Consider the following 23214-nt stretch of genomic DNA (forward strand, 5'->3'; position numbering starts at 1 on the left):
GACTCTACCGAAAGCGGCGCGCATGGGCGGGGAAACGCGGTGCGTTTCCTGACCCGCCCAGCCCCCAAGCCCGTCACACAAGCGTTCCTTGACCCTGCCGCCCAGACGTTGCACTTTGGCGCGAAAAAGAAAGAGCAGTATCTTGGCCTCCACTCCCCCGTTCTCGCGCTTTGAATTCATGATCGCCTGGCGCTATCTGCGCGCCAAACGCGCCGAGGGGGGCGTGTCGGTGATGACATGGATCAGCCTGATCGGCATCACGCTGGCGGTGTTCGCGTTGATCGTGACGCTGGCGGTGCGGTCGGGGTTTCGCACCGAGTTGGTGTCAACCTTTCTGGGATCGAACGCGCATGTGACGGTTTATTCGGCGGGGCATATGGATGCGCAGGGCCAGATGGTGAAGGGCTTTGCCGATTACGACGCGATTGCCGCCAAACTTGCCGCAGTGCCGGGTGTGACCGAGGCTGCACCCCAGATCAAAGGCCAAGTGATGGTGACAGCGATCGGCGATGGCACCAGCGGGGCCGAGGTGTTTGGCCTGCGTCTTGCCGACCTGCGCCGCATTCCCCGCATTGGCGACGGCGCGGATGCTTACGGCAATCTGGATGATTTTGACCAAGGCATCGCGATAGGCTCTGGTCTTGCGCGCACTTTGGGGGTGACGGTGGGCGACAAGGTGCGGGTGATCTCGCCCTCGGGCGTCAAAAGCCCGATGGGCTTCAGCCCGCGCATCAACGCCTACCAAGTGGTCTATGTGTTCACTTCGGGCAATTACCTGATCGACCAAAGCCGGATGTATATGCCCTTCACCGAGGCGCAAAGCTATTTCAACCGCGAGAATTTGGCGGATGAGTTTGCGGTTATGGTGAAAGACCCCGAACAGATTGACAGCTATAGCGCGCCGGTGATGGCGGCGGCAGGGCAGGATGCGCTGCTCTGGACGTGGAAGGATTCGGCGGGCAGCTATCTGAACGCGCTGAAGATCGAGGACAATGTGATGTTCCTGATCATGTCGATTCTGGTGCTGATCTCGACCCTGAACATCATTTCCGGCCTGATCATGCTGGTGAAGAACAAGGGCCGCGACATCGGAATCTTGCGCACGATGGGGTTGACCGAAGGCTCGATCCTGCGGGTTTTCTTCATCTGTGGCGCGTTCACCGGGGTGGTGGGCACTCTGATGGGGGTGATCACCGGCTGCCTGTTTGCCACCTATATTGATGATGTGGTGGCACTGATCAATCTGGTGACGGGCGGCGATGTCTGGGATCCGTCGATCCGCGGCATCTATGCGCTGCCCGCCGAGTTGAAGCTGGGCGATGTGGCCTCGGCCATGGCCCTGTCGCTGGGGCTTTCGTTCATCGTTACAATTTTCCCCGCGCGCCGTGCCGCCCGGATGAACCCGGTAGAGGCGCTGCGGTATGAGTGAATTTGCGCTGGAACTGGCAAGCATCGAGAAATGCTACAATCGCGGCAAGCCTTCGGAAGTCTATGTGCTGCACGGTGCCACGCTAGAGGTGAAGCGGGGCGAGGTGGTGGCTTTGGTCGCGCCTTCGGGTGCGGGCAAATCGACGCTGCTGCATATCGCGGGGCTGCTGGATACGCCGGATGAGGGCTCGGTCGCCTTGGGTGGGCGCAATATGGTGGGCTTGGGCGATCGCGCCCGCACCGAGGCGCGGCGCAACGATGTGGGCTTTATCTATCAGTTCCACCATTTGCTGCCCGAGTTCACAGCCCTTGAAAACGTGGTGATCCCGCAACTGGCCAATGGTGTGCCAAAACCGCAGGCCGAGGCGCGGGCACGCGAATTGTTGAACCACGTCGGCGTGCTGCCGCGTGCGGGCCACCGCCCAGCGGCGCTGTCGGGGGGCGAGCAGCAGCGCGTCGCCTTTTGCCGCGCTTTGGCAAATGGCCCGAAACTGTTGCTCGCGGATGAGCCCACCGGCAACCTCGACCCCGGCACCTCGGATCAGGTGTTCGGCGCGTTGATGGCATTGGTGCGCGAAACCGGGCTTTCGGCGCTGATTGCCACGCATAACATGGAACTCGCCGCCCGGATGGACCGCGTGGTGCGGCTGGACAAGGGGCGCGTTGTAACCTCCTGATGCAGATCAAGGTCAGGCGCAGCACTTCCGTGCAAACTCGCGCGACCGTTCAGGAGATTACAATGCGCATCATGCCGATTGTCACCGCCGTTGGGCTATCCGCGTTGCTGTTTGCCTGCGTCGAATATGGCAAACCGCCCGAAAAAACCACTGGCGCACACGACTACAATGACTATTGCGGCGCCTGCCATGGGCCGAGCGGCAAGGGCGATGGTGAGGTGGCCGCGGGTCTGGATAAAAAGCCCGCTAACCTGACTACACTTGCCGCGCGCAACAAGGGCGTGTTTCCGACCACCAAGGTGATGGCGCAGATCTGGGGCTATGCGGGCAAAAAGGGCCGCGGCGTGATGCCGGATTTCGCCCCTCTGCTGGCAGGCGAGGCCGTGCCCTATGACGGTGGCGACGGCATTGCCACGCCCACACCGATCCGGCTGGTGGAACTGGCGGAATACCTCAAGACGCTTCAGCTGCCGTAACCGCCCCTTCGCTGCGCCGTTGCAAGACCAACAGCGCCAGCAGGATCAGCAGCGGAAAACCGATGGCAAAGCTGACCAGCATATCTTTGTGCCCCTCGGACAGCCCGTTTGAGGCGGCAAGGATACCGCCAACCACAGCCTCCATCCCCAAGGCGTAAAGCACGATCAGGGCGGAAGGTGTTGAAAAGATGTAAGACATAGCGGCCCTTTCCATGGCGGTCTGGGTCATATTTGGTGGAAACTGGTTAACAAATCCTTTCGATCCCACGGCAACCGAGAGATCATTTTTGGGCGCAAGGGGGGGGCGGGGGGAGCTTTGCTCCCCCCGGTTTTAACCAGCCGTCAGGCCCATTCCCCGCGCCGGAACACCGGCTCTAGCGACCCATCCGCGCCGATGCCGTCGATATCGACCTGACCCGAGCCGATCATCCAATCGACATGGATCATGCTGGAATTGCCGCCCTGCGCCGCGATCTGTTCCGGCGAGAGATGCGCGCCATCCACGAAACATTTGGCATAGCACTGGCCCAAAGCGATGTGGCAGGCGGCGTTTTCATCAAACAGCGTGTTGTAAAACAGCAGCCCCGATTGCGAGATCGGTGAGCCATGCGGCACCAGCGCCACCTCGCCCAAGCGCCGCGCGCCTTCGTCGCTGTCGATCAGCTTTTGCAGCACAGCCTCGCCCTTGCTGGCCTTGGCCTCGACAATGCGGCCCGCTTCAAACCGCACCTGAATGTTCTCAATCAGGCTGCCCTGATGCGCCAAGGGTTTGGTGGCGCTGACAAATCCATCCACCCGCAGCGCGTGCGGTGTGGTGAAAACCTCCTCGGTCGGGATATTGGCGTTGCAAGTGACGCCGTTCTTCGCCGTGGACGCACCGCCCTGCCATTCGTGGCCATCCGCCAAGCCGACCGTCAAATCGGTGCCCGGCCCAGTAAAGCGTAGCGCGGCAAAGCGCTTGCCGTTCAGCCATGCGGTCCTCTTGCGAAGCCCTGCGTTATGCGCGCCCCAAGCCGCAACCGGATCGGGTTGATCGACGCGGGATGCGGCAAAGATTGCCTCGGCCAACCGATGCACGGCGGCATCGGCGGCCAGATCGGGGAACATCTGCCGCGCCCAAGCCTCGCCGGGGTAGGAACAAATCGACCAGTTGATATCAAAGCCGGCAATCTTGGCCAAAGCCGGTTGATAGGCCAGCGAATTGGCTTTCCCCGCCCGCGCCACCTTTGCCGGGTCTTCTCCCGCCAGCAGCATCGGGTTATCCCCGACAATCGCCATCCGGGCAGCACCGTTGGCAAATGCTTCGGCCATGCCGTTGTAAAGCCAGTTCGGCGCGCGATCAAAACTGGCGTCCTGCCCATGCTGATAGCGCGCCAACGCAATTGCCTCATCCGCGAAGATCGGCGTCACCACGCCTGCGCCCGCGCGATAAGCTGCCGCTGCGATCAGCCGCACCAAGGGCAGGGCGACCATCGGGGCGGTCAGAATCAGATCCTGCCCCGGCTGCAGGGCGACGCCGACATTCACCGCCACCTCGGCCAGTTTCGCCAGTTTCTCCGGATCAATCGCGCTGTCCATTGCCGCCATCCTTTGCCTGTATTGCCCGACCATAGCCGCAGGCAGGGCAGGGTCAACCGCCGGAAAAGAATCTTGCCTGCCCCGCAAGCTTGCATATTGCGCGACGGTTCGGAATTTGTCAGACATTTGAAATTGACCCTGCGGCAGTCCATGCAAACGGTCAAAATGTACAGCAAAATGTCTCGGGCACACTCGGGCACCCTGCCAACGAAATGCCAAGATCGGGGAAAACCCGTATCAGGGCGTCAACACGGAGGAACAGATGCGACATTTCCTGAAACTCGCAGGGGCGCTGGCGACAGCCACGCTGTTTGCGACGGCGCCGATGCAGGCGCAGACCACCGTATATAGTGCGGGGGATACCACCTCTGGCACATATATGGATTATATGAAGACCGTCTATGCGCGGGCGGGCAACCCCGAGATCATCCAACTGCCGCTGACCAGCTTTGACAATGATTACGTGTTGAACGCGATGGCGGCGGAATCCTGGGCGCAATCCGACGATGGCCTCACCTGGACTTTCAAGCTACGCCCCGGTCTTGTGTGGTCGGATGGTGAGCCGCTGAAGGCCAGCGACTATATCTTCGCGCTGCAACGCGCCGCCACGACGGGCTATGATTTCGCCTGGTATTGGGGTTACGCGGGCGGCATTGAAAACTGGGATGCCGTGACCAAGGGCGAAAAGGATGTCTCAACCCTTGGCATCAAGGCGGTGGATGATCTGACGATCGAGGTGAAAACCGCAGCACCGAAACCCTATCTGCCAAGCGTGGTCAGCCTGTGGTATCCGGTGCCGAAACATGTCTGGGACAAGCTGGGCGACGAATATGCCGCCAATGTCGAAACTCTGGTGTCCTCTGGCCCGTTCATCGTCGAGTCGTGGGAGAAATCCAACAACAAGATGGTTCTGGTGAAGAACCCGAAATACACCGGGCCTTGGGCTCCGCAGGTGGACCGTCTGGAAATCGACCCGACCTTGGGTGCGCCAGAGGTCGGTCTGCCCGCCTTCATGGCAGGCGAGGCGGATTTTTCCTATCTGAATGCCGGGCAAATTCCGTTTGTGGAACAACGCTTTCCGGGCCAGATCGCCAAGAATGCGGTGTTTGCTACCAGCTATATCTCGTTCGGTCTGGACATGCCGCCCTTTGACAACATCAACGTCCGCAAGGCATTTCAGGCCGCGATCAACCGCGATGAGATGACCGCGACAGTGCTGAAAGACCTGGCGATCCCCGGCAAATCGCTGCTGCCGCCGGGCTATCCTGGCTATAATGACGTGATCACCTCGCAGGCGGTGTTTGACCCGGAAAAGGCCAAGAAATTCATGGCCGACGCAGGCTATCCGGATGGCAAGGGCTTCCCCGAGGTGGAAATCTGGTATCGCGATCAGGGCGGCTATAACGGTGCGATTTCCGGCCCGATGCTGCAATATCTGCAAGCACAGTTCAAAGATATTCTGGGGATCACCATGAATATCAAGATCTTGCCGCAGAAAGACTGGATGGCGGGCATGATGGAGAAGAAGAACAACCTGTTCCTCGCGCCCTATGAATACGACTATCTCGATCCGTCGAACTTCTACGGCATCTTCTACAACGGCGGGCGTCACGACCACCATCTGCAAGCCTATGACGATCTGGTGGCCAAGGCCGACAGCGCTCCGAAATGGGAAGATCGCGAAAAGCTGTATGAGCAGGCCGAACAAGTGCTGATCGACAATGCCTCGTTCGTGCCGCTGGTGCATCCGATCACCAATGCGGTGGTCTCGACCGAGTTGAAGGGCGACGCCACCAAGCCGAACAAGCTGGGATTCTCGCCCCTGCGGCAGTTGGCGCTGTATTTCTACACGCATGTGTCGAAATAATCCCCCATGCCCTCCGGCCTTGTGCCGGGGGGCTTTTACCTGAGGCGCGCATGACCCTGCTGGATATCGAAAATCTGACCGTCAGTTTTCCGCAACACCAAGGCGTGGTGCAGGCGGTGCGCGGGGTATCCTTGCGGGTGGCTGCGGGCGAAAGCGTTGGAGTTGTGGGCGAATCCGGCTCGGGCAAGTCTGTGACCTGCATGGCCGCGCTGCGCCTGCTGCGCGAACCGCCGTCGCGGATTGCGGCGGATCGGCTGGAGTTGGGCGGCATCGACGTGCTGCGGGCAGGGCGCGGGCAACTGTCGGCGCTGCGCGGGCGCGTGGCGGCGATGGTGTTTCAAGACCCGATGACAGCGTTTGACCCGGTGTTCAGCATCGGCCATCAGATTGTGGAAACCATCCGGGCGCACCGCGACATCAGCAAGGCCGATGCGCGCGCCGAGGCCAGTGCTTTGCTGGCGCGGGTCGAGATCAAGAACCCCGATGCCATTCTGAACAGCTATCCGCATCAGCTCTCGGGTGGCATGTTGCAGCGCGCGATGATCGCGATGGCATTGTCGTGCCGCCCGCAGATCCTGTTCGCGGACGAGCCGACAACCGCGCTGGATGTGACCATTCAGGCGCAAATCCTGCATCTGATCAAGGAATTGCAGGCCGAGTTTGGCATGGCGCTGATCATGGTGACGCATGATCTGGGCGTGGTGGCCGAAACCGTGGACCGGGTCGTGGTGATGTATGGCGGCCGCGTGATGGAAACCGCGCCGGTGCAGGATATTTTCGACGCACCGCTGCATCCCTATACTCAGGCGCTGATGGCCTCTATGCCCGGTCGCACGCCCGGAAAGCAAAGGCTCGTGGAAATCGCCGGGGCCTCGCCCAATCCCGCCAATCCGCCGACGGGTTGCCCGTTTCATCCGCGCTGTGCTGTGGCCGACGCGCATTGCACCGCCGAGGCGCCTGCGTTCCGCGCATTGTCTGACACCCGCGCCGCTGCGTGCTGGAGGCTGGCATGACCCCGGCGCTGGAGTTGCGAAACCTTTCAAAGACCTATCAGTTGCGGCAATCGGGCGGGTTTTTCGCCAGAACGGTGGATCATCTGGCGGTGAACAACGTCTCACTAACCCTGCCGCGCAATCAGATTCTGGGGCTGGTGGGCGAGAGTGGCTCGGGCAAGACCACCACCGGCATGATGGCGATGCGGTTGGTCGAGCCTTCGGCGGGGCAGATCTTTGTCGATGGCACCGACATCACCGCATTGGGCCATGCGGCGCTGAAGCCTTACCGGCGCAAGATGCAGGTGGTGTTTCAAGACAGCTATTCGGCGCTGGACCCGATGATGACGCTCGCGCAGATCGTGGCCGAGCCATTGCATATTCACGGGCTGGGTTCTGTGGCGGATCAAACCGCGCAAGCGCTGGATATGCTGGTGAAAACCGGGCTGGATCGGACTTACGGCAACCGCTATCCGCATGAACTTTCCGGCGGGCAGCGGCAGCGGGTGGCCATCGCGCGCGCGTTGATCCTGCGGCCAAGCGTGTTGGTGGCGGATGAGCCGACCTCGGCGCTGGATGTGTCGGTAAAGGCGCAGATCATCAACCTGCTGCTCGATTTGCAGGCCGAAATGGGCCTGTCGATCCTGTTCATCAGCCATGATCTTTCCGTGGTGCGGTCCCTCACCGACAAGGTCGCGGTGATGTTCCAAGGCCGCATCGTCGAAGAAGCCGCGACTGAGACGATCTTCACCGACGCCCGCCACCCCTATACCCGCAGCCTGCTGGATGCGATTCCGGTGCTGAACCCGCGCGCGCGCCGCCCCCGAACCTTCCTGACCCGCGCGCAGATCGAGGCCGCAACGCCGCGGCTTTCCGGGCAAGACGGCGTGCCTGAGTTGCACGAAATCGCCCCCGGCCACCGATTGGAGGCGATCCGATGATCCGCTATATCCTTGGCCGTCTGGCCTCGATTGCGCTGACCTTTATGGTTGTATCGGTGATCGTGTTCCTGATGATGCACGCCGTCCCCGGTGGGCCGTTTGATGGCAATGACATGCCGGTGAACGATGCGGTGAAGGCCAAGCTGAACGCCTCACTCGGCCTCGATCAACCGCTTTATGTGCAGTACTTCAAATACATGTGGGGCGTGCTGCATTTCGATTTCGGTGTGCCGTTCCAGTCACCGGGCGAGACCGTGCTGGATCTTCTCGCCCGCGCCTGGCCGCCCAGCCTGATCCTTGGCGGGGCAGGCGTGCTGATCGGCGCGCCGTTGGGCATCCTTTTGGGCATGGCCGCCGCCCTGCGCCGCAACAGTTGGATTGATTATCTGGCCTCAGCCTTCGCCACGCTTGGCCTGACGATCCCGGTGTTCGTGATCTCGATGGCCTTGATCATGGTGTTCGCGGTCTGGCTGAACTGGCTGCCGGCCAGCGGTTGGGGCAAACCGAACTCTTGGGTTCTGCCGATCATCGCCTATGCCGCGATCCCGATGGCGACCTATGCGCGCTACACCCGCAGCGCGATGCTCGATGTGTTGAACAAGCCCTTCGTCACCGTGCTGCGCGCCAAGGGGCTGTCCGAGCGCCGCATCATCTTCCAGCACGTCTTGCGCAACGCCGCCTTGCCGATGGTAACGGTGTTCCTGCCGATGTTCATCGGCACCGCCACCGGATCAATCTTTGTCGAGGCGATGTTCCGGGTGCCGGGCTTGGGCGCGTATTTCGTAAGCTCCATCGAGTTGCGCGACTATAGTCTGGAAATGGCGCTGATCCTGATGATCACCATGATGTTCTGCCTCGCCTATCTGATTTCCGACATCGTCTATGCCTGGCTCAACCCCCGCATCCGGTTCGGAGAGCGCAAATGAGCGATACCCCCCGCAGCCCGCTGTATTTTGCATGGCGCCGCTTTGCCGATAACAAGGCGGCACTGGTGGCAGGCACCGTGCTGCTGCTGATCATCCTGATGGCGGTGTTCGCGCCGCTGATCAGCAAGACCGGCTATGCCGACCAGAAGTTTCTGGCGCAGGCCTATGCCTTCCCGGAAAAACAGTTCTGGTTCGGTGTCGATGATCTGGGCCGCGATTTCTTCACCCGCATCGTCTATGGCGCGCGGGTGTCGCTGACCATCGGCTTCACCGCCGCCGCCTTTTCGCTGGTGATCGGCATCCCGCTGGGGGCCATCGCGGGCTATTACGGCGGGCGGGCCGATTGGTGCGTGATGCGGCTGATCGAGTTGTTCTCGGTCGTGCCCCCCTTGCTGGCGGCGATGCTGCTGGGCGCGCTGACCAATGGCGGCTTTCTGACCATCGTGCTGATTGCGGCCCTGTTCGGCTGGGTGCAGGTCTGCCTTCTGGTGCGCGCACAGGTCAAGGCGATGGCGCAGAAGGAATTTGTCCGCGCAGCACAGGCGCTGGGGGCGACCCCCGGCTATATCATCCGCCGCCATCTGATCCCCAACGCGATCTCGCCGATCATCGTGGGGTTCGTTCTGGCGATCCCGCTGGCGATGATGCTGGAGGCCTCACTGTCTTTCCTTGGCATCGGCGTGCCGCCCCCCACGCCAAGCTGGGGGCAGATGATCAATGTGGGCATGAATTTCATGTATTTCTACTGGCATTTGGCAGTATTCCCCACTGCCGCCCTTGCCATCACCGTGCTGGCCACCACCCTGTTTGGCGATGGCCTGCGCGATGCTCTCGATCCGACCCTGAAAGGGCGCTGAATTGCAAAACCTTGATGCCTTCTTCCTGTTGCGCCCCGACGTGACCTTCCTGAACCACGGCTCTTTCGGGGCCTGCCCGCGCCCGGTGTTCGAAGAATACCAGCGCTGGCAATTGCAACTGGAAAGCCAGCCGGTCGCTTTTCTTGACCCAGCCCGCGGTCTGTCGGGCTGGATGCGCGATGCGCGCGTGGCGATGGCGGGGATGCTGGGCACTGCGCCCGACAATATCGTCGGCCTCACCAACGCCACCTATGCGCTGAACATCGTCGCGCAATCGCTGGATCTGAAACCCGGTGATGAGATTCTGACCACCGATCACGAATATGCAGCACTCGAAAAGACTTGGGCCTATGTCTGCCGCAACACCGGGGCAGTGATCAAAACCGTCGCCGTGCCGCTGCCTTTGACCGATGAGGCGCAGTTCACAGATGCCATTCTCGCAGGCTTCACCGACAAAACCCGCGTGCTGTTCCTGTCGCATATCACCTCTGCCACAGCCTTGGTGTTCCCGATTGAACGCGCCGTGGCCGAGGCCCGCAAGCGCGGCATCTACACGGTGATCGACGGCGCGCATACGCCGGGGCATATCCCGCTGAACCTTGACGCTTTGGATGCCGATTTCTACGCAGGCAACTGCCACAAATGGATCATGGCCCCGAAAGGCAGCGCTTTCCTGCATGTGCGCCCCGCATTGCAGGCGATGATCAACCCGCTGGTGATCAGCCACGGCTGGACCGAAGACGCCAAACTGCCCGGCACCAAAGGCGTGTTCGGCAACACACCCTTCATCGACGGGCTAGAGATGCAGGGCACCCGCGATCCTTCGGCTTGGCTGACCGTGCCCGCCGCGCTGCAATTCCGCGCCGATCATGATTGGGACAAGGTCGCCAAAGCCTGCCAGAGGCTTGCCCAAGACACCGCCGCCCGCGTGCGCGCCTTCACCGGCCTGCCCGCCCTCAGCAGCGCCACCTTCTGTGCGCCGCAAATGGTGTCGATGCCGGTGCCGCGCTGCGATCCTGCGCAGTTGAAAACGCGGCTTTACGACGATTACCAGATCGAAATTCCCTGCTTTGATTGGCAAGATCATACCATCGTGCGGGTGTCGGTGCAGGGTTACAACACCGAAACCCAGATGGACCATCTGGTAACGGCCTTGACAGAAATCCTGCCACAGTTATCTGCCAAGACGTAAAACAAGCGCGCCCCGCGCACCGGAGAAATCATGTCGCGCGCCGCCATTCGTTATCTCGAACCCATCGACACCCCCTCGCGCGGGGTGGCGGTGCTGGATGCCTTGGCCGAAATGATCGAACGCGCGGGGCTGCAAGTCGGCGACCGACTGCCGCCCGAAGTCTCGATCGCCGCCGCTTTGGGGGTAGGGCGCTCCACCATCCGCGAGGCGCTGAATCGCTGGGAAGGTTTGGGCATCATCCGGCGGCGGCGGGGCGATGGCACTTACCTCACCGCCAAGGTGCAAACCTCGCAAGGGCCGCTGCCAACGATGATCCAGCTTGAGGGCGAGGCGATCTTGCGCCTGTTGGATATGCGGCGGGTGATCGAATCCGGCACGGTGCGCCGCGCGGCGTTGAACGCGACGCTCAGCCAGCGCCAGCAGATCAGCCAGCTTTGCGACGCGCTGTTGCAGATTGTCGATACCGGACAACCTTATCGCGCCGCCGATATGGCGTTCCACAATGCGATCTGCGATGCCACCGGCAACCCGATGTTCGGGCAAGTGCTGGCGAAAATGGATGACGCGCTTGAACGCTCGGCCGAATCGCCGTTCTCGCGCCCCGGCTTTGGCCTTGCCAGTTTCCCGCCGCACCGCGATCTGGCCCAAGCCATTGTTGTGGGCGACCCCGATGCAGCAGAGGCCGCGATCAACACCATCCTCGATTCCGTCGAATCCGAAATCCGCCAGATCATCGCGCCAACACAAACTGCCTAAAACTTAGCTAAAATTTGCTTCATCTTGGCATAAATACTCCACGGGGGTCCGGGGGTGTGAAACCCCCGGTCTAATGCCAGCCCCGATCACGCCGCCTGATAACGCGCATAGCCCAAATCCGCCGTCTCAATATCAGCAGCCTTGCCCGAGATCACATCCGCCAGCACCCGGCCCGAGCCTGCCGCCATGGTCCAGCCCAAGGTGCCATGGCCGGTGTTCAGGAACAGGTTGGAAATCGGCGAGCGGCCCAGAATCGGCGTGCCATCCGGCGTCATCGGGCGCAGGCCACACCAGAACGTCGCGCGGCTTTGATCGCCCGCACCGCCGAACAGATCTTCCACCGAATGCGCCAAAGTATCGCGGCGCTTCTGATGCAGGGTCATGTCGAACCCGGCAATCTCGGCCATCCCACCGACGCGGATACGGTCGCCCAAACGGGTGATGGCGATCTTGTAGGTTTCATCCATCACCGTCGATTCGGGGGCAAGGCTGGCATCGACGATCGGCACGGTGATCGAATAGCCCTTCACCGGATAGACCGGCAGCTTGATCCCCAAGGGTCGCGCCAGCAGCGGCGAGTAAGACCCCAGCGCCAGCACGAAAGCATCCGCGACAACGCGGCCTTCCGAAGTCTGCACCGCCGCGATCTTGCCGCCCGCAGCCTCCAGCCGGTCAATCCGCACGCCGTAACGGAAGGTCACGCCCGCCGCCTTCGCCATATCCTGCAAGCTGTTGGTAAACTTGAAGCAATCGCCGGTCTCATCCCCCGGCAAGCGCAAGCCGCCCGCGATAGCGTCGCGGCGGCTGGCAAGACCCGGCTCGGCCGCGATGCAGCCATCAGCGTCCAGCACCTCGAACGGCACGCCATCGGCCTGCAACACCTTGATATCCTTGTAGGCTCCATCGACCTGCTTTTGCGTGCGGAACAGTTGCAACGTGCCCTGCATCCGCTCGTCATAGGTAATTCCGGTGTCGCGGCGCAGATCCATCAGGCAATCGCGGCTGTATTCGGCCAAGCGCACCATGCGGCTTTTGTTCACGCCATAGGCCGCGCTGGTGCAGTTCATCAGCATCCGCATCACCCAGGAAATCTTGGCCAGATCGGGGGCAGGCTGAATGATCAGCGGCGCATGACGCATGAACAGCCATTTCATCGCCTTGGCCGGAATACCGGGCGCGGCCCAGGGGCTGGCATAGCCGGGGCTGATCTCGCCCGCGTTGCCAAAGCTGGTCTCCAACGCCGGGCCGGATTGGCGGTCGATCACCGTCACCTCATGCCCGGCCTTCGCCAGATACCACGCCGAGGTGACGCCAATGACCCCCGCCCCGAGAATGACGATCTTCATATGCAACCCCTTGGTGTATCATGCCTGCTGTTGCATCGCAGCATAGCTGATTTGTTTGGAAGGAGTTTGAAATGTCATCGGGCAATTGCTGAAATTTCCGAAGATAATTCGAGTATATGACAGAATGGTGAAATTATGGGCGATGTATGAACGAAACAGCCGCATATCGCACCTTTCGTGGGGGCCGATTTCTTGCCGCCGCAGTAGAATATCCTTGCTGCGCCGCGGCAACTGCGCGGAAGGCGTATCTGCTGCGCTGCCCGATTTGCACGCATTTGCCCTCTCAAGATCGCTTTCGCGCGGTTTCTTGATCGGCCAATCAACAACTCTAGTTGACACAATCCCCCTGCTCAGGAGTAGGCTTCGCGCATGCTCTGATGCGCTGTCATAAAACTGTCATGTTGCAGGAGTTTCTAAAACAAGATGCCAAAGCATCTGCTGCCATCCGCCACAGGCGGATCAACAACAGGGAGACGTTCGTGAAAAAAGACATGTCAATGAACCGCCGCAGTTTTCTGAAGACCTCGGCCGCAGGCCTGGGTGCTTTGGCGGCACCGTCGATCATCTCGTCCAAAGCGCTGGCCTCGTCGGGCGAGCTGAACTTCACCGGCTGGGCTGGCTATGACAAACTGGCCGCCGAAGTGTTCCCGGCCTTCACCGCCGCCACCGGCATCAAAGTGAATTTCAAGGAACTCCCCGATCAGGATACCATGTTCGGCGAAGCCAAGGTCGCGCTGGAAGCCGGCGGCATGGACGTGACCGAGCCGACGATTGACCGTGTGGCTGCTTGGAACTCCAACGGGCTGATCCAGCCGTGGGACGATTCCAAGCTGGCAGTCGACAACTATCTGCCCGGCCTGATCGACGGCAACGCTGCCGGCATGGCGCGCGCTGATGGCAAGCTGCTGTTCGCTCCGTCGAACTGGGGCACCGAATCGATGGTGGTGAACACCGCCGATGCGAAACTGTCATCGCCGCCGTCGCTGGGCGATCTTTTCAGCGCCGACAACCAAGCCACGCTGCGCCCGCATTCGGCACTGGCTGCAATGGGCCGCTATCTCGATGGCGCAGGCAAGCTGCCGCGTCCGTGGATGGATGGCTATTCCGACATGGCCGCAATGACCGAGCTGTGGGACATCGCGCTGGCCGAGGCGATCAAAGCCAAGGGCAACGTCGTGCAGTGGTGGTCGGGCGAGAATGAGGCCAACGCAGGCTTCACCGCCAATGGCGCGACCGTTGGTCTGTGCTGGGATTCCACCGGCTACAACCTGCGCAACGATGGCTACGCCTATGTCGCCCCGGTTGAAGGTGCCTTTGCCTGGAACCAAGGCTTCGTGCTGATGAAAAACGCCGTCAACGTCGAGCAGGCGCATGAATTCGCCAAGTTCGTCTCGACCCCGGACGGTGCGGCAATGTGGGCAACCGCGTTCTCGGCAAACCCGGTTGGCAAGGGCGGCTACGACAAAATGGGGCCGGACGTTGCCAAATACTACGGCGACTTCCTGACCGCAGAAACCTCGGCAAAACTGTGGTGGTGGCCGGCACAATCGGCAGAATTCCTGACCAAGCGTGCGGAATATGCTGACAAATACAAGGCCGCGTAAGCGTTCAGCCTGACACTGACGCCGGGTCCGCAGGGGCCCGGCGTTGATATTTCTGCGGCCTATGTTGGGGCCTTATAACAAAAACACATCAGGGGGAAAGACGATCCATGAGTGCAGGGATTGATCTTAAGAATGTATGCTGCGACTTCGGAAATTTCCGCGCGGTAGATAACGCCAATATCTCGATCAAACCCGGCGAGTTCTTTTCGTTTCTCGGGCCGTCTGGCTGCGGCAAGACCACGATCCTGCGGATGATTTCCGGCTTTATCGAGCCGACCTCGGGCAGCATCCAGATCGGTGGCAAGGATATGAAGGGCCAACGCCCGAACCAGCGCCCGACCGCGCTGATTTTCCAGAACCTTGCGCTGTTTCCGCTGATGTCGATCTGGGAGAATATCTCGTTCGGTCTGGAAGTGCGCGGCGTCGATAAAGCCACCCGCCGCGCCAAGGCCGAGGCACTTTTGGAAATGGTCGATCTGCCCGGCGCTGCCGACAAGATGGTCAGCCAGCTTTCGGGCGGCCAGAAACAACGCGTCGCAATCGCCCGCGCTTTGGCTGTCGAACCCGCCGTGATGCTGCTGGACGAGCCGCTGTCGGCGCTCGACCTCAAGCTGCGCCAGCACATGCGGGCCGAACTCCGCGCCATTCAGAAGCGCACCGGCGTGACCTTCATCTACATCACCCACGATCAGGGCGAGGCGCTCGCCATGTCTGACCGTGTCGGCGTGATGAGTCAGGGCCGCATCCAGCAAGTCGCCAATCCGCGCGATATCTACAACAACCCGGTCAACGGATTCGTGGCGTCTTTTGTCGGCGAAAACAACATCTTCGCAGGATCGGTCAGCACCGCCGCAGATGGCATGGCAGGCTTTGACACCGCCCTCGGCCCGTTCCGCGCGCGCTTGGGCGAACAGGCCAAGGGCAGCAATCTGAAACTTTACGTCCGCCCCGAACACACCATCCTGTCGGAAACCGCCGCCGCCGAAAACTCGGTGCCGGTGACGGTTTCCGAAGTCTCGTTCGAGGGCGCCTTCATCGCGGTGCATGGCAAGACCACCAGCGGCCAGACCATCGTCGCCGAATTGCGCAACGACGGCTCGGCCACCGTGCCCGAGATTGGCACCGCCCGGTTCGCGCATTTCAACGCAGCCCACGCGGCCATTCTGCCCGACAGCACCGTGGGGGCATAGATGAGCAACATGATCCGCCGCTACGGCGCACCCCTGACCCTGTTGATCTGCCTGCTGACCGCCTTCTGGCTGCTGATGCTGGTGATCGTGCCGAACATCACCCTGCTGGAAAGCTCGTTCCGCCCCTATCTGCCGGTGGCCGATATCGGCGGCCCGAAAGATGTCTACACCGCCGCCAACTATCTGAAAGTGTTCAACGGTGCGGTGGATGTGTCATTTCTGGGCATCGACTTTCAACTGCCGGTGCATGTGCTGACCTTCACGCTGACGCTGTTTTACTCGGTGGTGGTCACGTTGATCTGCTTCATGCTGGCCTACCCGCTGGCCTATTTCATGGCGAAAATCCTCAGCCCCCGCTCGCTGCCCACCATGTTCCTGCTGCTGTTCGTCCCACTCTGGGTGTCCGAAGTGCTGCGGGCCTTTGCGTGGTGGATCATCCTTGCGCTGAAAGGCCCGCTGTCTTGGGCCTTGGTCAACCTGCATATCATCGACAAGGAAGTGCGCTGGATCACCGGCTATAACGGCGTGATGATCGGGCTGGTCTACACTTACGTGCTGTTCATGATCTTCCCGGTCTACAACGCGATTTCTTCGTTGGATTCCAACCAGATCGAAGCCGCCGAAGATCTGGGCGCGCCGTGGTGGCGCATCCATTGGCGCATCGTTCTGCCGCATGCCAAACCCGGCATCGCTTCTGGTGCGGTGATGGTGTTCATGCTGTCGGCAGGCTCGCTGCTGGTGCCGTCGATCTTGGGCTCGACCACCTCGCAATGGTTCACCCAGACGGTGCAGCAATGGATGCTGGATGCGCTGGATTGGAACACGGCTGCGGCCTATGCCTTCCTTCTGCTGCTGATGTGCACCTTGTTCGTCAGTCTGGTGATGAAGATCTTCCGCGTCAAACTTTCTGACATCGCGAATTAAGGGGAAAGCCATGCACAAATTGCGCCAAACCCTTGCCCGCGTCTATGCCGGCGCCTTCATCTTCTACATGCTGCTGCCCTTGGTGATCATGGCGGCAGCGGCCTTCAACGACAACAAGACCCCCTCCATCGTGCCATGGAAGGGCTTCACCTGGCGCTGGTTTGAGGCGCTTTGGGCCGATGCCCGGATGTGGCACGCGTTTCAGAACACCATCTTCGTGGCCATCGCCGTCAGCGTGCTGGCGGTGATCGTCGGCACGGCGGCGGCGATCCTGATCAACTCGGTCTCGGGCAACCTGCGCGCGGCTTTGTATGGCACGATGATCTCGACCATCCTGATCCCCGGTGCTGTGATCGGCATTTCGACGATGATCATGTGGACCAAGATGGGCAACGGCCTTGGCACCGATTTCATCCTGTTCAAACCGGGCCTGCATCTGTCGGTGCTGGGGCAGGTCAGCTACATCGCCGCCATCGTGATGCTGTTGGTGCTGGCAAGACTGCAAAGCTTTGATCAGGGGCTGGAGGAAGCCGCCCTTGATCTGGGCGCAACCCACGCACAAGTGATGCGCCGCATCCTGCTGCCGCATCTTTATCCGGCAATCGGGGCAGGGGCGGCGGTGGCGTTCTTCCAGTCGATCGAGAACTTCAACGTCACGCAATTCACCCGTGGCGGGGCCGATACGCTGACGGTCTATGTGTTCTCGAAAGTGCGATCTGGCATCACCCCCACCATCAACGCGCTGGCCTTGCTGCTGATCGGCGTAACCTTGGCGCTGGCGGTGGTCTACGAATTGAAGCGCCGCCGCAACGCCAGCCTAGAGGCCGCACGCGACGCCGAAGCCCGCCGCGCCGCCGCCTTGGAAGAAGCCGTCATCTGACAAAAAAGGCCCGGAGCAATCCGGGCCTTTTTCGTATCTAATACAACGATGGCGCGGGGGTGCTGAGGCCTCATCCGCCCGAAATTCCCACATAAATCGCAGTTTTCTACTACATGTAGTGGTCTTGCTGCGTCAGAAACACAAGTCATTCCCAGATGGGAAGACGTTCGGCTTGGGCGACAGACCAGCCAGCGCCCAAGCTTACCGCAAGTTAAAAGAACGCCTGCAACCCGGTGACAGCACGCCCAAGGATCAGCGCATGCACGTCATGCGTGCCCTCATAGGTGTTGACCGTCTCAAGGTTGACCATGTGTCGCATGATCTGGAAATCTTCCTGAATGCCGTTGCCGCCGTGCATGTCGCGCGCCCAACGTGCCGCGTCCAGCGCCTTGCCGCAGTTGTTGCGCTTGACGATGGAAATCATCTCAGGCGCGGCATTGGCCTCGTCCAGCAGACGACCAACACGCAAAGATGCCTGCATGCCCAGTGAAATCTCGGTCAGCATATTCGCCAGCTTCAACTGATAAAGCTGCGTCTGCGCCAGCGGTTTGCCGAACTGCTTGCGGTCCAGCCCATACTGACGTGCCGCCCCCATGCAGAACTCCGCCGCGCCCAGCACGCCCCAGGAAATGCCATAACGCGCGCGGTTCAGGCAGCCAAACGGCCCCTTCAGCCCCTCGACATGCGGCAGCAGCGCGTCCTCGCCGACTTCGACATCCTTCAGCACGATCTCGCCAGTGATGCTGGCGCGCAGAGACAGCTTGCCGCCGATCTTCGGGGCCGTCAGACCCTTGGTGCCCTTGTCCAGCACAAAGCCTTTGATCTTGCCGCCATGCGCCTCGGATTTCGCCCAGACCACGAACACATCCGCAATCGGTGCGTTGGAAATCCACATCTTCGCGCCGTTCAGCACATAGCCATTGGCGGTTTTCTTCGCCACGGTCTTCATGCCCGCAGGGTCCGATCCAGCATCCGGCTCGGTCAGACCAAAACAGCCGATCCACTCACCACTCGCCAGCTTCGGCAGATACTTCATCCGCTGCGCCTCGGTGCCATAGGCATAGATCGGATACATCACCAGCGAGGACTGCACCGACATCATGCTGCGATAGCCCGAATCCACCCGCTCAACTTCCCGGGCGATCAGACCGTAAGCCACATACGACGCGCCCAAGCCGCCGTATTGTTCCGGCACGGTCACGCCCAGCAAACCCATCTCGCCCATCTCACGGAAGATCGCCGGATCAGTGGATTCTTCGCGATAGGCCGCAATCACCCGCGGTTGCAGCTTTTCCTGCGCATAGGCGCGGGCGGCATCGCGCAACATGCGCTCTTCCTCGGTCAACTGATCTTCCATGCGGAAGGGGTCTTGCCAATCAAACCGCCCCAGATCAGGCGCATCCTTGGCTTTCAACTTCGGTTTGTCGGTCATGGTGATCTCCTGTCGCTTTGCCGATCATATTGCACGACTGCGCGAAAAAGCCTAACGAGGTTCTCACACCAAAACATGAGGAAACCTCATATGCTGTCGCGCCGCTACCTGCCGTCGATGCCGTCGCTGCTGGCGCTAGAGGCGGTAGATCGCACAGGCTCAGCCTCTGCCGCGGCAGAAGAGTTGAACCTGACGCAAGGTGCGATTTCCCGGCAGTTGCAGGTGCTCGAGGGGCAGTTGGGCTTGCCCCTGATCATCCGCGACAAGCACCGGCTGCGGCTGACTCCGGCAGCACAGGATTACTGCCGCGAGATCCGCCGCGCGCTGCTGGCGCTGAACCAAGCCGGGCTGACCCTGCGCGCCAATCCCAATGGTGGCACGCTGAACCTTGCAATCCTGCCCGCCTTCGGCATGCACTGGCTTGCCCCGCGGCTTGCGCGCTTTGCCGCGCAGCACCCCGAAGTCACAGTGAACCTGTCAACCCGGCTGCAACCGTTCGATTTCGCCATCAGCCATTTCGATGCCGCCATTCACTACGGGCGGCAGGATTGGCATGGCGTCGATTACCTGCCGCTGATGGAGGAGGAAATCCTTGCCGTTGCCGCCCCCAGTCTGCTGAAAACCCCGCTCCAAAGCGCCAATGACATTCTCTCATATCCGCTGCTGCAACTGGAAAGCCGCACCGGCGATTGGGGCCGCTGGCTCGCGCATCACGGCCAGCCCGGTCAACGCCCGCCCGCCATGCTGTTCGACCAATTCGCCACCATGACCCAAGGTGCCGTCCACGGCCTTGGCATCGCCTTGCTGCCCGTGTTTCTGATCACCCGCGAGCTGGCCGAAAACCGGCTGGTGCCCGCCTTCGGCACCGCCATCCGCTCGCTTGGCAGCTATTATCTGGTCTGGCCCAAAGACGCCGCCCTGCGCGCGCCTTTGATCTCGTTCCGCACATGGATCGCCGCCGAGCGAAATGCGTGAAGTTTAACGCAAATGGTCATCCTCTCTGCGCAAATATCCTCGGGGTGAGCGCGGCACGCGCGAGGGGGCGAGCCCCCTTGCCTTTGATCAAACCTCCCGCCACTCTGCCGCCAAACAAAGGGGCTATCCATGCAACCCAACCACATCGGTGACGTGTCTTTCTGGTATGCCGACATCGGCCTGCCACAAACCCGCCGTCCGGCGCTTGCCGCTGACACCACCGCAGATGTTGCGATCATCGGTGCGGGCTTTACCGGGCTTTGGACGGCCTATTATCTGAAAAAGGCAAATCCCGGCCTGAACGTGCTGGTGATCGAGAAGGAATTCGCTGGTTTTGGTGCATCGGGGCGCAATGGTGGCTGGTGCATGGGGACCTTCGCCTGGAACCATGAGGCCTACGCGAAAGCCACCAGCCGCGCTGCGGTTTTGGAGATGGTCAAGGAACTTGAAACCACTGTCCCCGAGATCATCCGCGTTTGCGCCCAAGAAGGCATCGACGCCGACATCATCCCCTCTGAAGAATTGATGATCGCCACCAATCCCGCGCAACTCGCCCGGATGCACGAGTCTATTGCGCATCACAAACTTTGGGGCAACGCCCATCGCGTCCGCGAACTGACCCCGGCCGAGGTCAAGCAGCGCATCAGTGCCCCCAACGTGCTGGGCGCAATGGTTGTCTCTGGCATGGCACGCATCCAGCCTGCGAAACTGGTGCGCGGTCTGGCCGAGGCTTGCGAGCGTATGGGCGTGCGCATCGCCGAAGGATGCGAGGTTCTGTCTTATGACAAGGGCGAAATCCGCACACCGAAAGCCGTGGTCAAAGCCCCGATCATCCTGCGCTGCACTGAAGGCTTCACCGCCACGCTTCCGGGACACAAACGCGAATGGCTGCCGCTGAACTCGGCCCAGATCGCCACGGTGCCGCTGCCGCCCGAAGTGTGGGAGAAAATTGGCTGGCACGGGCACGAGTTGATCGGCGACATGAACAACGCCTATTGCTACTGCCAGCGCACGCGCGAGGGCCGCATCACCGTGGGCGCGCGTGGGGTGCCGTATAGATACGCCAGCCAAATGGACAAAAACGGCGAACCCGATGCGGAAACCATCCGCCGTCTGACCGAAATTCTGCACACGCATTTCCCCGAGGCCGCCAACTACCCGATTGATCATGCCTGGTGCGGCGTGATCGCCGTGCCACGCGACTGGTGCGCCACCGTCGGGCTGGACCGCGCCACCGGACTTGGCTGGGCGGGCGGTTATGTCGGCACCGGCGTTTCCACCGCCAATCTGGCGGGCCGCACCTTGGCCGATCTCGCCTTGGGCCGCGACACAGCGATTGCCAGATTCCCATGGGTCAACCGCCGCGTGCGGCAGTGGGAGCCTGAACCCTTCCGCTGGTTCGGCGTGCATCTGATGTATAAACTGCTGCGCATCGCAGATAAGCGAGAGTCCAAACTTGGCATCCCGCCATCGAAATTCGCGGCCTTCGGCAACTGGCTGACAGGCCGCCATTAAGGCGCGCCGTCAGCCAGCTACGGTCAACCGCCCGGCGTCACGCCAGATTGGCGCGGAAGAACGCCACCGTCCGCTCCCAAGCCAACTCTGCCGCCGCCTTGTCATAGCGCGGCGTGGAATCGTTGTGAAACCCGTGGTTTACACCCGGATAGATGAACGCCTCATACTGCGTGCCCGCCGCCTTCAGCGCCGCCTCATAGGCTGGCCAGCCTTCGTTCACGCGTGTATCCAGCTCGGCATAATGCAGCAACAGCGGGGCTTTGATCTTGGCCACATCCTCTGGCTTCGGCTGCATCCCATAGAACGGCACCGCGCCGCCCAATTCAGGATAAGCCACCGCAGCCGCATTCGACACCCCGCCGCCATAGCAGAACCCGGTGATGCCAACCTTGCCGGTTGCAGCCTCATGCGCCATCATCCATTCAATCGCCGCGAAGAAATCGTTCATCAGCTTTTCAGGATCAACCTTGGCCTGCAGCGCCTTGCCCTCTTCGTCATTACCGGGATAGCCGCCAACACTGCTTAACCCATCCGGCGCAAGGGCGAGAAACCCTGCCTTTGCCAATCGCCGCGCCACATCTTCGATGTAGGGGTTAAGCCCGCGGTTTTCATGCACCACCACCACCGCAGGCAGCTTGCCCGTCGCAGCGGCGGGGCGCACCAGATAGCCGCGTACATCGCCATTGCCTTTGGGAGAAGGGTAGGTGACGTAATCTGCCACAATATCAGGGTCGTTGAAGCTGACCTGCTCGGCCAAGGCGTAATTGGGTGACATCAAGCCCAAAACCGCCGCCGCCGTCAGCCCGCCGACGGTAAAGCGCCCGGCTTTTTCCAGAAACTCCCGCTTTGAAATCTTGCCATGGGCGTAAAAATCGTAAAGCTCCAGCAACTCTGGGCTGAAATCCTTTGCCGTCATGCGTGTCATCGTATTCTCCCTGTTTGCGCGCGTAAAATGCTAGGGCAGTTTGCGCGCAGGCCCACACACGCCTCCGTGATCTGGCCCGCCATGGCAGGATCGCGCCAATTTGCCTGAAATCGTCATCCTCTGCGCAAAAATATCCCGGGGTGAGCGCGGCACGCGCGAGGGGCTGGCCCCTCTGCGACATCACAGCCTCTCGCACAAATGCAGAATCCGGCGCACAGTCGTCCTATGCAAACAGCCGATCTGCCCACCCCGCTTGATCAACAGCTTCAGGGAATAAACCTGATCGTGTTCGATGGCGAATGCGTGTTCTGCTCGGCTTTCTTCCGCTTCATGCTGCGGGCTGATCGCGCGCAGAAATTCCACTATGCCACAGCGCAAAGCCCGCTCGGCCAAGCGCTATACGCCGGCCTCAACCTGCCGCTCACCGACTTTGAAACCAATCTGGTGATCACCCGCGGCCAGATCCACCAGCGCCTTGATGCTTTCGCTGCTGCCATGGCCGAACTGCCGCTGCCGTGGCGTCTGGCGCGCCATTGCCGCCTGCTGCCGCGCCGCGTCAAGGATGCGATCTACAAACCCATCGCCCGCAACCGCTACCGTATCTTTGGTCGCTACGACACCTGCCTGATCCCTGATGCCATCCTGCGCGGGCGGTTTCTAAGCTAGCCCGCGCCCGCCGTTCCGCGCGGGCCAACCGCGCCTGCAGCTTTAGCCATTGCCCACTTCTGCGGAT

Annotated in this window: 22 protein-coding genes; 17 read left to right on the forward strand and 5 right to left on the reverse strand. The window is 61.1% G+C overall.

Translation table 11 applies throughout. From position 1 onward, the window contains the following. The first annotated feature begins 142 nt into the window (after window positions 1-142). From ACFOGH_RS00375 to ACFOGH_RS00385, 3 genes are all read left to right on the forward strand, one after another. Window positions 143-1429, forward strand: a complete 1287-nt coding sequence (locus ACFOGH_RS00375) for a lipoprotein-releasing ABC transporter permease subunit (RefSeq protein ID WP_380071079.1) — start codon at window positions 143-145, stop codon at window positions 1427-1429. Then, entirely contained in the window at window positions 1422-2105 is a 684-nt protein-coding gene (locus ACFOGH_RS00380; protein ID WP_380071080.1) for an ABC transporter ATP-binding protein, read from the forward strand. Before ACFOGH_RS00375 ends, ACFOGH_RS00380 begins: the two co-directional genes overlap by 8 nt. 62 nt (window positions 2106-2167) lie before the next feature. Then, a complete protein-coding gene (locus ACFOGH_RS00385; protein WP_380071081.1) occupies window positions 2168-2581 on the forward strand; it encodes a cytochrome C in 414 nt (137 codons plus the stop codon). Here the strand turns inward: ACFOGH_RS00385 and ACFOGH_RS00390 are convergent. After that, the gene (locus ACFOGH_RS00390) at window positions 2559-2780 is read right to left on the reverse strand and encodes a hypothetical protein (protein ID WP_380071082.1); all 222 of its coding nucleotides are present in this window, start codon (window positions 2778-2780) and stop codon (window positions 2559-2561) included. The genes ACFOGH_RS00385 and ACFOGH_RS00390 overlap by 23 nt on opposite strands. Window positions 2781-2923: 143 nt before the next feature. Continuing rightward, window positions 2924-4159 carry an aminopeptidase gene (locus ACFOGH_RS00395; RefSeq protein ID WP_380071083.1) on the reverse strand — a complete coding sequence of 412 codons (1236 nt, stop codon included), beginning with the start codon at window positions 4157-4159 and terminating at the stop codon, window positions 2924-2926. A gap of 262 nt (window positions 4160-4421) precedes the next feature. Between ACFOGH_RS00395 and ACFOGH_RS00400 the strand changes: the two genes are divergently transcribed. From ACFOGH_RS00400 to ACFOGH_RS00430, 7 genes are read left to right on the forward strand one after another with little or no spacing between them, the layout of a single operon-like run. Beyond that, the gene (locus tag ACFOGH_RS00400) at window positions 4422-6026 is read left to right on the forward strand and encodes a peptide ABC transporter substrate-binding protein (protein ID WP_380071084.1); all 1605 of its coding nucleotides are present in this window, start codon (window positions 4422-4424) and stop codon (window positions 6024-6026) included. Window positions 6027-6076: 50 nt separating this feature from the next. After that, window positions 6077-7039 (forward strand): ABC transporter ATP-binding protein, encoded by a 963-nt coding sequence (locus ACFOGH_RS00405; RefSeq protein WP_380071085.1) that lies wholly within the window; start codon window positions 6077-6079, stop codon window positions 7037-7039. Continuing rightward, on the forward strand, window positions 7036-7959 hold the full coding sequence (locus ACFOGH_RS00410) for an ATP-binding cassette domain-containing protein (protein WP_380071086.1): 924 nt from the start codon (window positions 7036-7038) through the stop codon (window positions 7957-7959). The genes ACFOGH_RS00405 and ACFOGH_RS00410 overlap by 4 nt, the downstream gene beginning before the upstream one ends. After that, window positions 7956-8885: an ABC transporter permease gene (locus ACFOGH_RS00415; protein WP_380071087.1), complete on the forward strand. Its 930-nt coding sequence runs from the start codon at window positions 7956-7958 to the stop codon at window positions 8883-8885. Before ACFOGH_RS00410 ends, ACFOGH_RS00415 begins: the two co-directional genes overlap by 4 nt. After that, window positions 8882-9742 carry an ABC transporter permease gene (locus ACFOGH_RS00420; RefSeq protein ID WP_380071088.1) on the forward strand — a complete coding sequence of 287 codons (861 nt, stop codon included), beginning with the start codon at window positions 8882-8884 and terminating at the stop codon, window positions 9740-9742. Before ACFOGH_RS00415 ends, ACFOGH_RS00420 begins: the two co-directional genes overlap by 4 nt. A gap of 1 nt (window position 9743) precedes the next feature. Continuing rightward, window positions 9744-10934 (forward strand): aminotransferase class V-fold PLP-dependent enzyme, encoded by a 1191-nt coding sequence (locus ACFOGH_RS00425; RefSeq protein WP_380071089.1) that lies wholly within the window; start codon window positions 9744-9746, stop codon window positions 10932-10934. A 30-nt stretch (window positions 10935-10964) separates the two neighbouring features. Next, entirely contained in the window at window positions 10965-11690 is a 726-nt protein-coding gene (locus ACFOGH_RS00430) for a FadR/GntR family transcriptional regulator (protein WP_380071090.1), read from the forward strand. 86 nt (window positions 11691-11776) lie between these two features. Here ACFOGH_RS00430 and ACFOGH_RS00435 read toward each other — a convergent pair whose 3' ends face one another. Continuing rightward, complete coding sequence (locus tag ACFOGH_RS00435; protein WP_380071091.1) at window positions 11777-13036, reverse strand: D-amino acid dehydrogenase; 1260 nt, start codon at window positions 13034-13036, stop codon at window positions 11777-11779. 479 nt (window positions 13037-13515) lie between these two features. Here ACFOGH_RS00435 and ACFOGH_RS00440 point away from each other — a divergent pair, with 479 nt between their 5' ends. From ACFOGH_RS00440 to ACFOGH_RS00455, 4 genes are all read left to right on the forward strand, one after another. Continuing rightward, a complete protein-coding gene (locus ACFOGH_RS00440; protein ID WP_380071092.1) occupies window positions 13516-14640 on the forward strand; it encodes an extracellular solute-binding protein in 1125 nt (374 codons plus the stop codon). A gap of 107 nt (window positions 14641-14747) precedes the next feature. Continuing rightward, the gene (locus ACFOGH_RS00445; RefSeq protein ID WP_380071093.1) at window positions 14748-15830 is read left to right on the forward strand and encodes an ABC transporter ATP-binding protein; all 1083 of its coding nucleotides are present in this window, start codon (window positions 14748-14750) and stop codon (window positions 15828-15830) included. Next, window positions 15831-16754, forward strand: a complete 924-nt coding sequence (locus ACFOGH_RS00450; RefSeq protein ID WP_380071094.1) for an ABC transporter permease — start codon at window positions 15831-15833, stop codon at window positions 16752-16754. A gap of 10 nt (window positions 16755-16764) precedes the next feature. After that, window positions 16765-17634 carry an ABC transporter permease gene (locus ACFOGH_RS00455; protein ID WP_380071095.1) on the forward strand — a complete coding sequence of 290 codons (870 nt, stop codon included), beginning with the start codon at window positions 16765-16767 and terminating at the stop codon, window positions 17632-17634. A 211-nt stretch (window positions 17635-17845) separates the two neighbouring features. Here ACFOGH_RS00455 and ACFOGH_RS00460 read toward each other — a convergent pair whose 3' ends face one another. Beyond that, window positions 17846-19066: an acyl-CoA dehydrogenase gene (locus tag ACFOGH_RS00460; protein ID WP_380071096.1), complete on the reverse strand. Its 1221-nt coding sequence runs from the start codon at window positions 19064-19066 to the stop codon at window positions 17846-17848. A 75-nt stretch (window positions 19067-19141) separates the two neighbouring features. On the opposite strand from ACFOGH_RS00460, the gene ACFOGH_RS00465 reads away from it, so the two are divergent. Both ACFOGH_RS00465 and ACFOGH_RS00470 read left to right on the forward strand, forming a co-directional pair. Then, complete coding sequence (locus ACFOGH_RS00465) at window positions 19142-20041, forward strand: LysR substrate-binding domain-containing protein (protein ID WP_380071097.1); 900 nt, start codon at window positions 19142-19144, stop codon at window positions 20039-20041. A gap of 129 nt (window positions 20042-20170) precedes the next feature. Then, the gene (locus ACFOGH_RS00470) at window positions 20171-21556 is read left to right on the forward strand and encodes an NAD(P)/FAD-dependent oxidoreductase (protein WP_380071098.1); all 1386 of its coding nucleotides are present in this window, start codon (window positions 20171-20173) and stop codon (window positions 21554-21556) included. Window positions 21557-21593: 37 nt separating this feature from the next. Here ACFOGH_RS00470 and yghX read toward each other — a convergent pair whose 3' ends face one another. Continuing rightward, the gene (gene yghX / locus ACFOGH_RS00475) at window positions 21594-22481 is read right to left on the reverse strand and encodes a YghX family hydrolase (protein ID WP_380071099.1); all 888 of its coding nucleotides are present in this window, start codon (window positions 22479-22481) and stop codon (window positions 21594-21596) included. A gap of 225 nt (window positions 22482-22706) precedes the next feature. Here yghX and ACFOGH_RS00480 point away from each other — a divergent pair, with 225 nt between their 5' ends. Beyond that, entirely contained in the window at window positions 22707-23147 is a 441-nt protein-coding gene (locus ACFOGH_RS00480; RefSeq protein WP_380071100.1) for a thiol-disulfide oxidoreductase DCC family protein, read from the forward strand. Window positions 23148-23214: the final 67 nt, after the last annotated feature.

Origin of the sequence: Cypionkella sinensis, assembly GCF_042646385.1 — a bacterium.
GTDB classification, from domain to species: Bacteria; Pseudomonadota; Alphaproteobacteria; order Rhodobacterales; family Rhodobacteraceae; genus Cypionkella; species Cypionkella sinensis.

Bases quoted from the DNA above. Each gene is read 5' to 3' on its own strand.
- ACFOGH_RS00380 (WP_380071080.1), top strand. From the start codon at position 1,422: ATGAGTGAATTTGCGCTGGAACTGGCAAGCATCGAGAAATGCTACAAT.
- ACFOGH_RS00385 (WP_380071081.1), top strand. From the start codon at position 2,168: ATGCGCATCATGCCGATTGTCACCGCCGTTGGGCTATCCGCGTTGCTG.
- ACFOGH_RS00390 (WP_380071082.1), bottom strand. From the start codon at position 2,780: ATGTCTTACATCTTTTCAACACCTTCCGCCCTGATCGTGCTTTACGCC.
- ACFOGH_RS00395 (WP_380071083.1), bottom strand. From the start codon at position 4,159: ATGGACAGCGCGATTGATCCGGAGAAACTGGCGAAACTGGCCGAGGTG.
- ACFOGH_RS00400 (WP_380071084.1), top strand. From the start codon at position 4,422: ATGCGACATTTCCTGAAACTCGCAGGGGCGCTGGCGACAGCCACGCTG.
- ACFOGH_RS00405 (WP_380071085.1), top strand. From the start codon at position 6,077: ATGACCCTGCTGGATATCGAAAATCTGACCGTCAGTTTTCCGCAACAC.
- ACFOGH_RS00410 (WP_380071086.1), top strand. From the start codon at position 7,036: ATGACCCCGGCGCTGGAGTTGCGAAACCTTTCAAAGACCTATCAGTTG.
- ACFOGH_RS00415 (WP_380071087.1), top strand. From the start codon at position 7,956: ATGATCCGCTATATCCTTGGCCGTCTGGCCTCGATTGCGCTGACCTTT.
- ACFOGH_RS00420 (WP_380071088.1), top strand. From the start codon at position 8,882: ATGAGCGATACCCCCCGCAGCCCGCTGTATTTTGCATGGCGCCGCTTT.
- ACFOGH_RS00430 (WP_380071090.1), top strand. From the start codon at position 10,965: ATGTCGCGCGCCGCCATTCGTTATCTCGAACCCATCGACACCCCCTCG.
- ACFOGH_RS00435 (WP_380071091.1), bottom strand. From the start codon at position 13,036: ATGAAGATCGTCATTCTCGGGGCGGGGGTCATTGGCGTCACCTCGGCG.
- ACFOGH_RS00445 (WP_380071093.1), top strand. From the start codon at position 14,748: ATGAGTGCAGGGATTGATCTTAAGAATGTATGCTGCGACTTCGGAAAT.
- ACFOGH_RS00450 (WP_380071094.1), top strand. From the start codon at position 15,831: ATGAGCAACATGATCCGCCGCTACGGCGCACCCCTGACCCTGTTGATC.
- ACFOGH_RS00455 (WP_380071095.1), top strand. From the start codon at position 16,765: ATGCACAAATTGCGCCAAACCCTTGCCCGCGTCTATGCCGGCGCCTTC.
- ACFOGH_RS00460 (WP_380071096.1), bottom strand. From the start codon at position 19,066: ATGACCGACAAACCGAAGTTGAAAGCCAAGGATGCGCCTGATCTGGGG.
- ACFOGH_RS00465 (WP_380071097.1), top strand. From the start codon at position 19,142: ATGAGGAAACCTCATATGCTGTCGCGCCGCTACCTGCCGTCGATGCCG.
- ACFOGH_RS00470 (WP_380071098.1), top strand. From the start codon at position 20,171: ATGCAACCCAACCACATCGGTGACGTGTCTTTCTGGTATGCCGACATC.
- yghX (WP_380071099.1), bottom strand. From the start codon at position 22,481: ATGACACGCATGACGGCAAAGGATTTCAGCCCAGAGTTGCTGGAGCTT.
- ACFOGH_RS00480 (WP_380071100.1), top strand. From the start codon at position 22,707: ATGCAAACAGCCGATCTGCCCACCCCGCTTGATCAACAGCTTCAGGGA.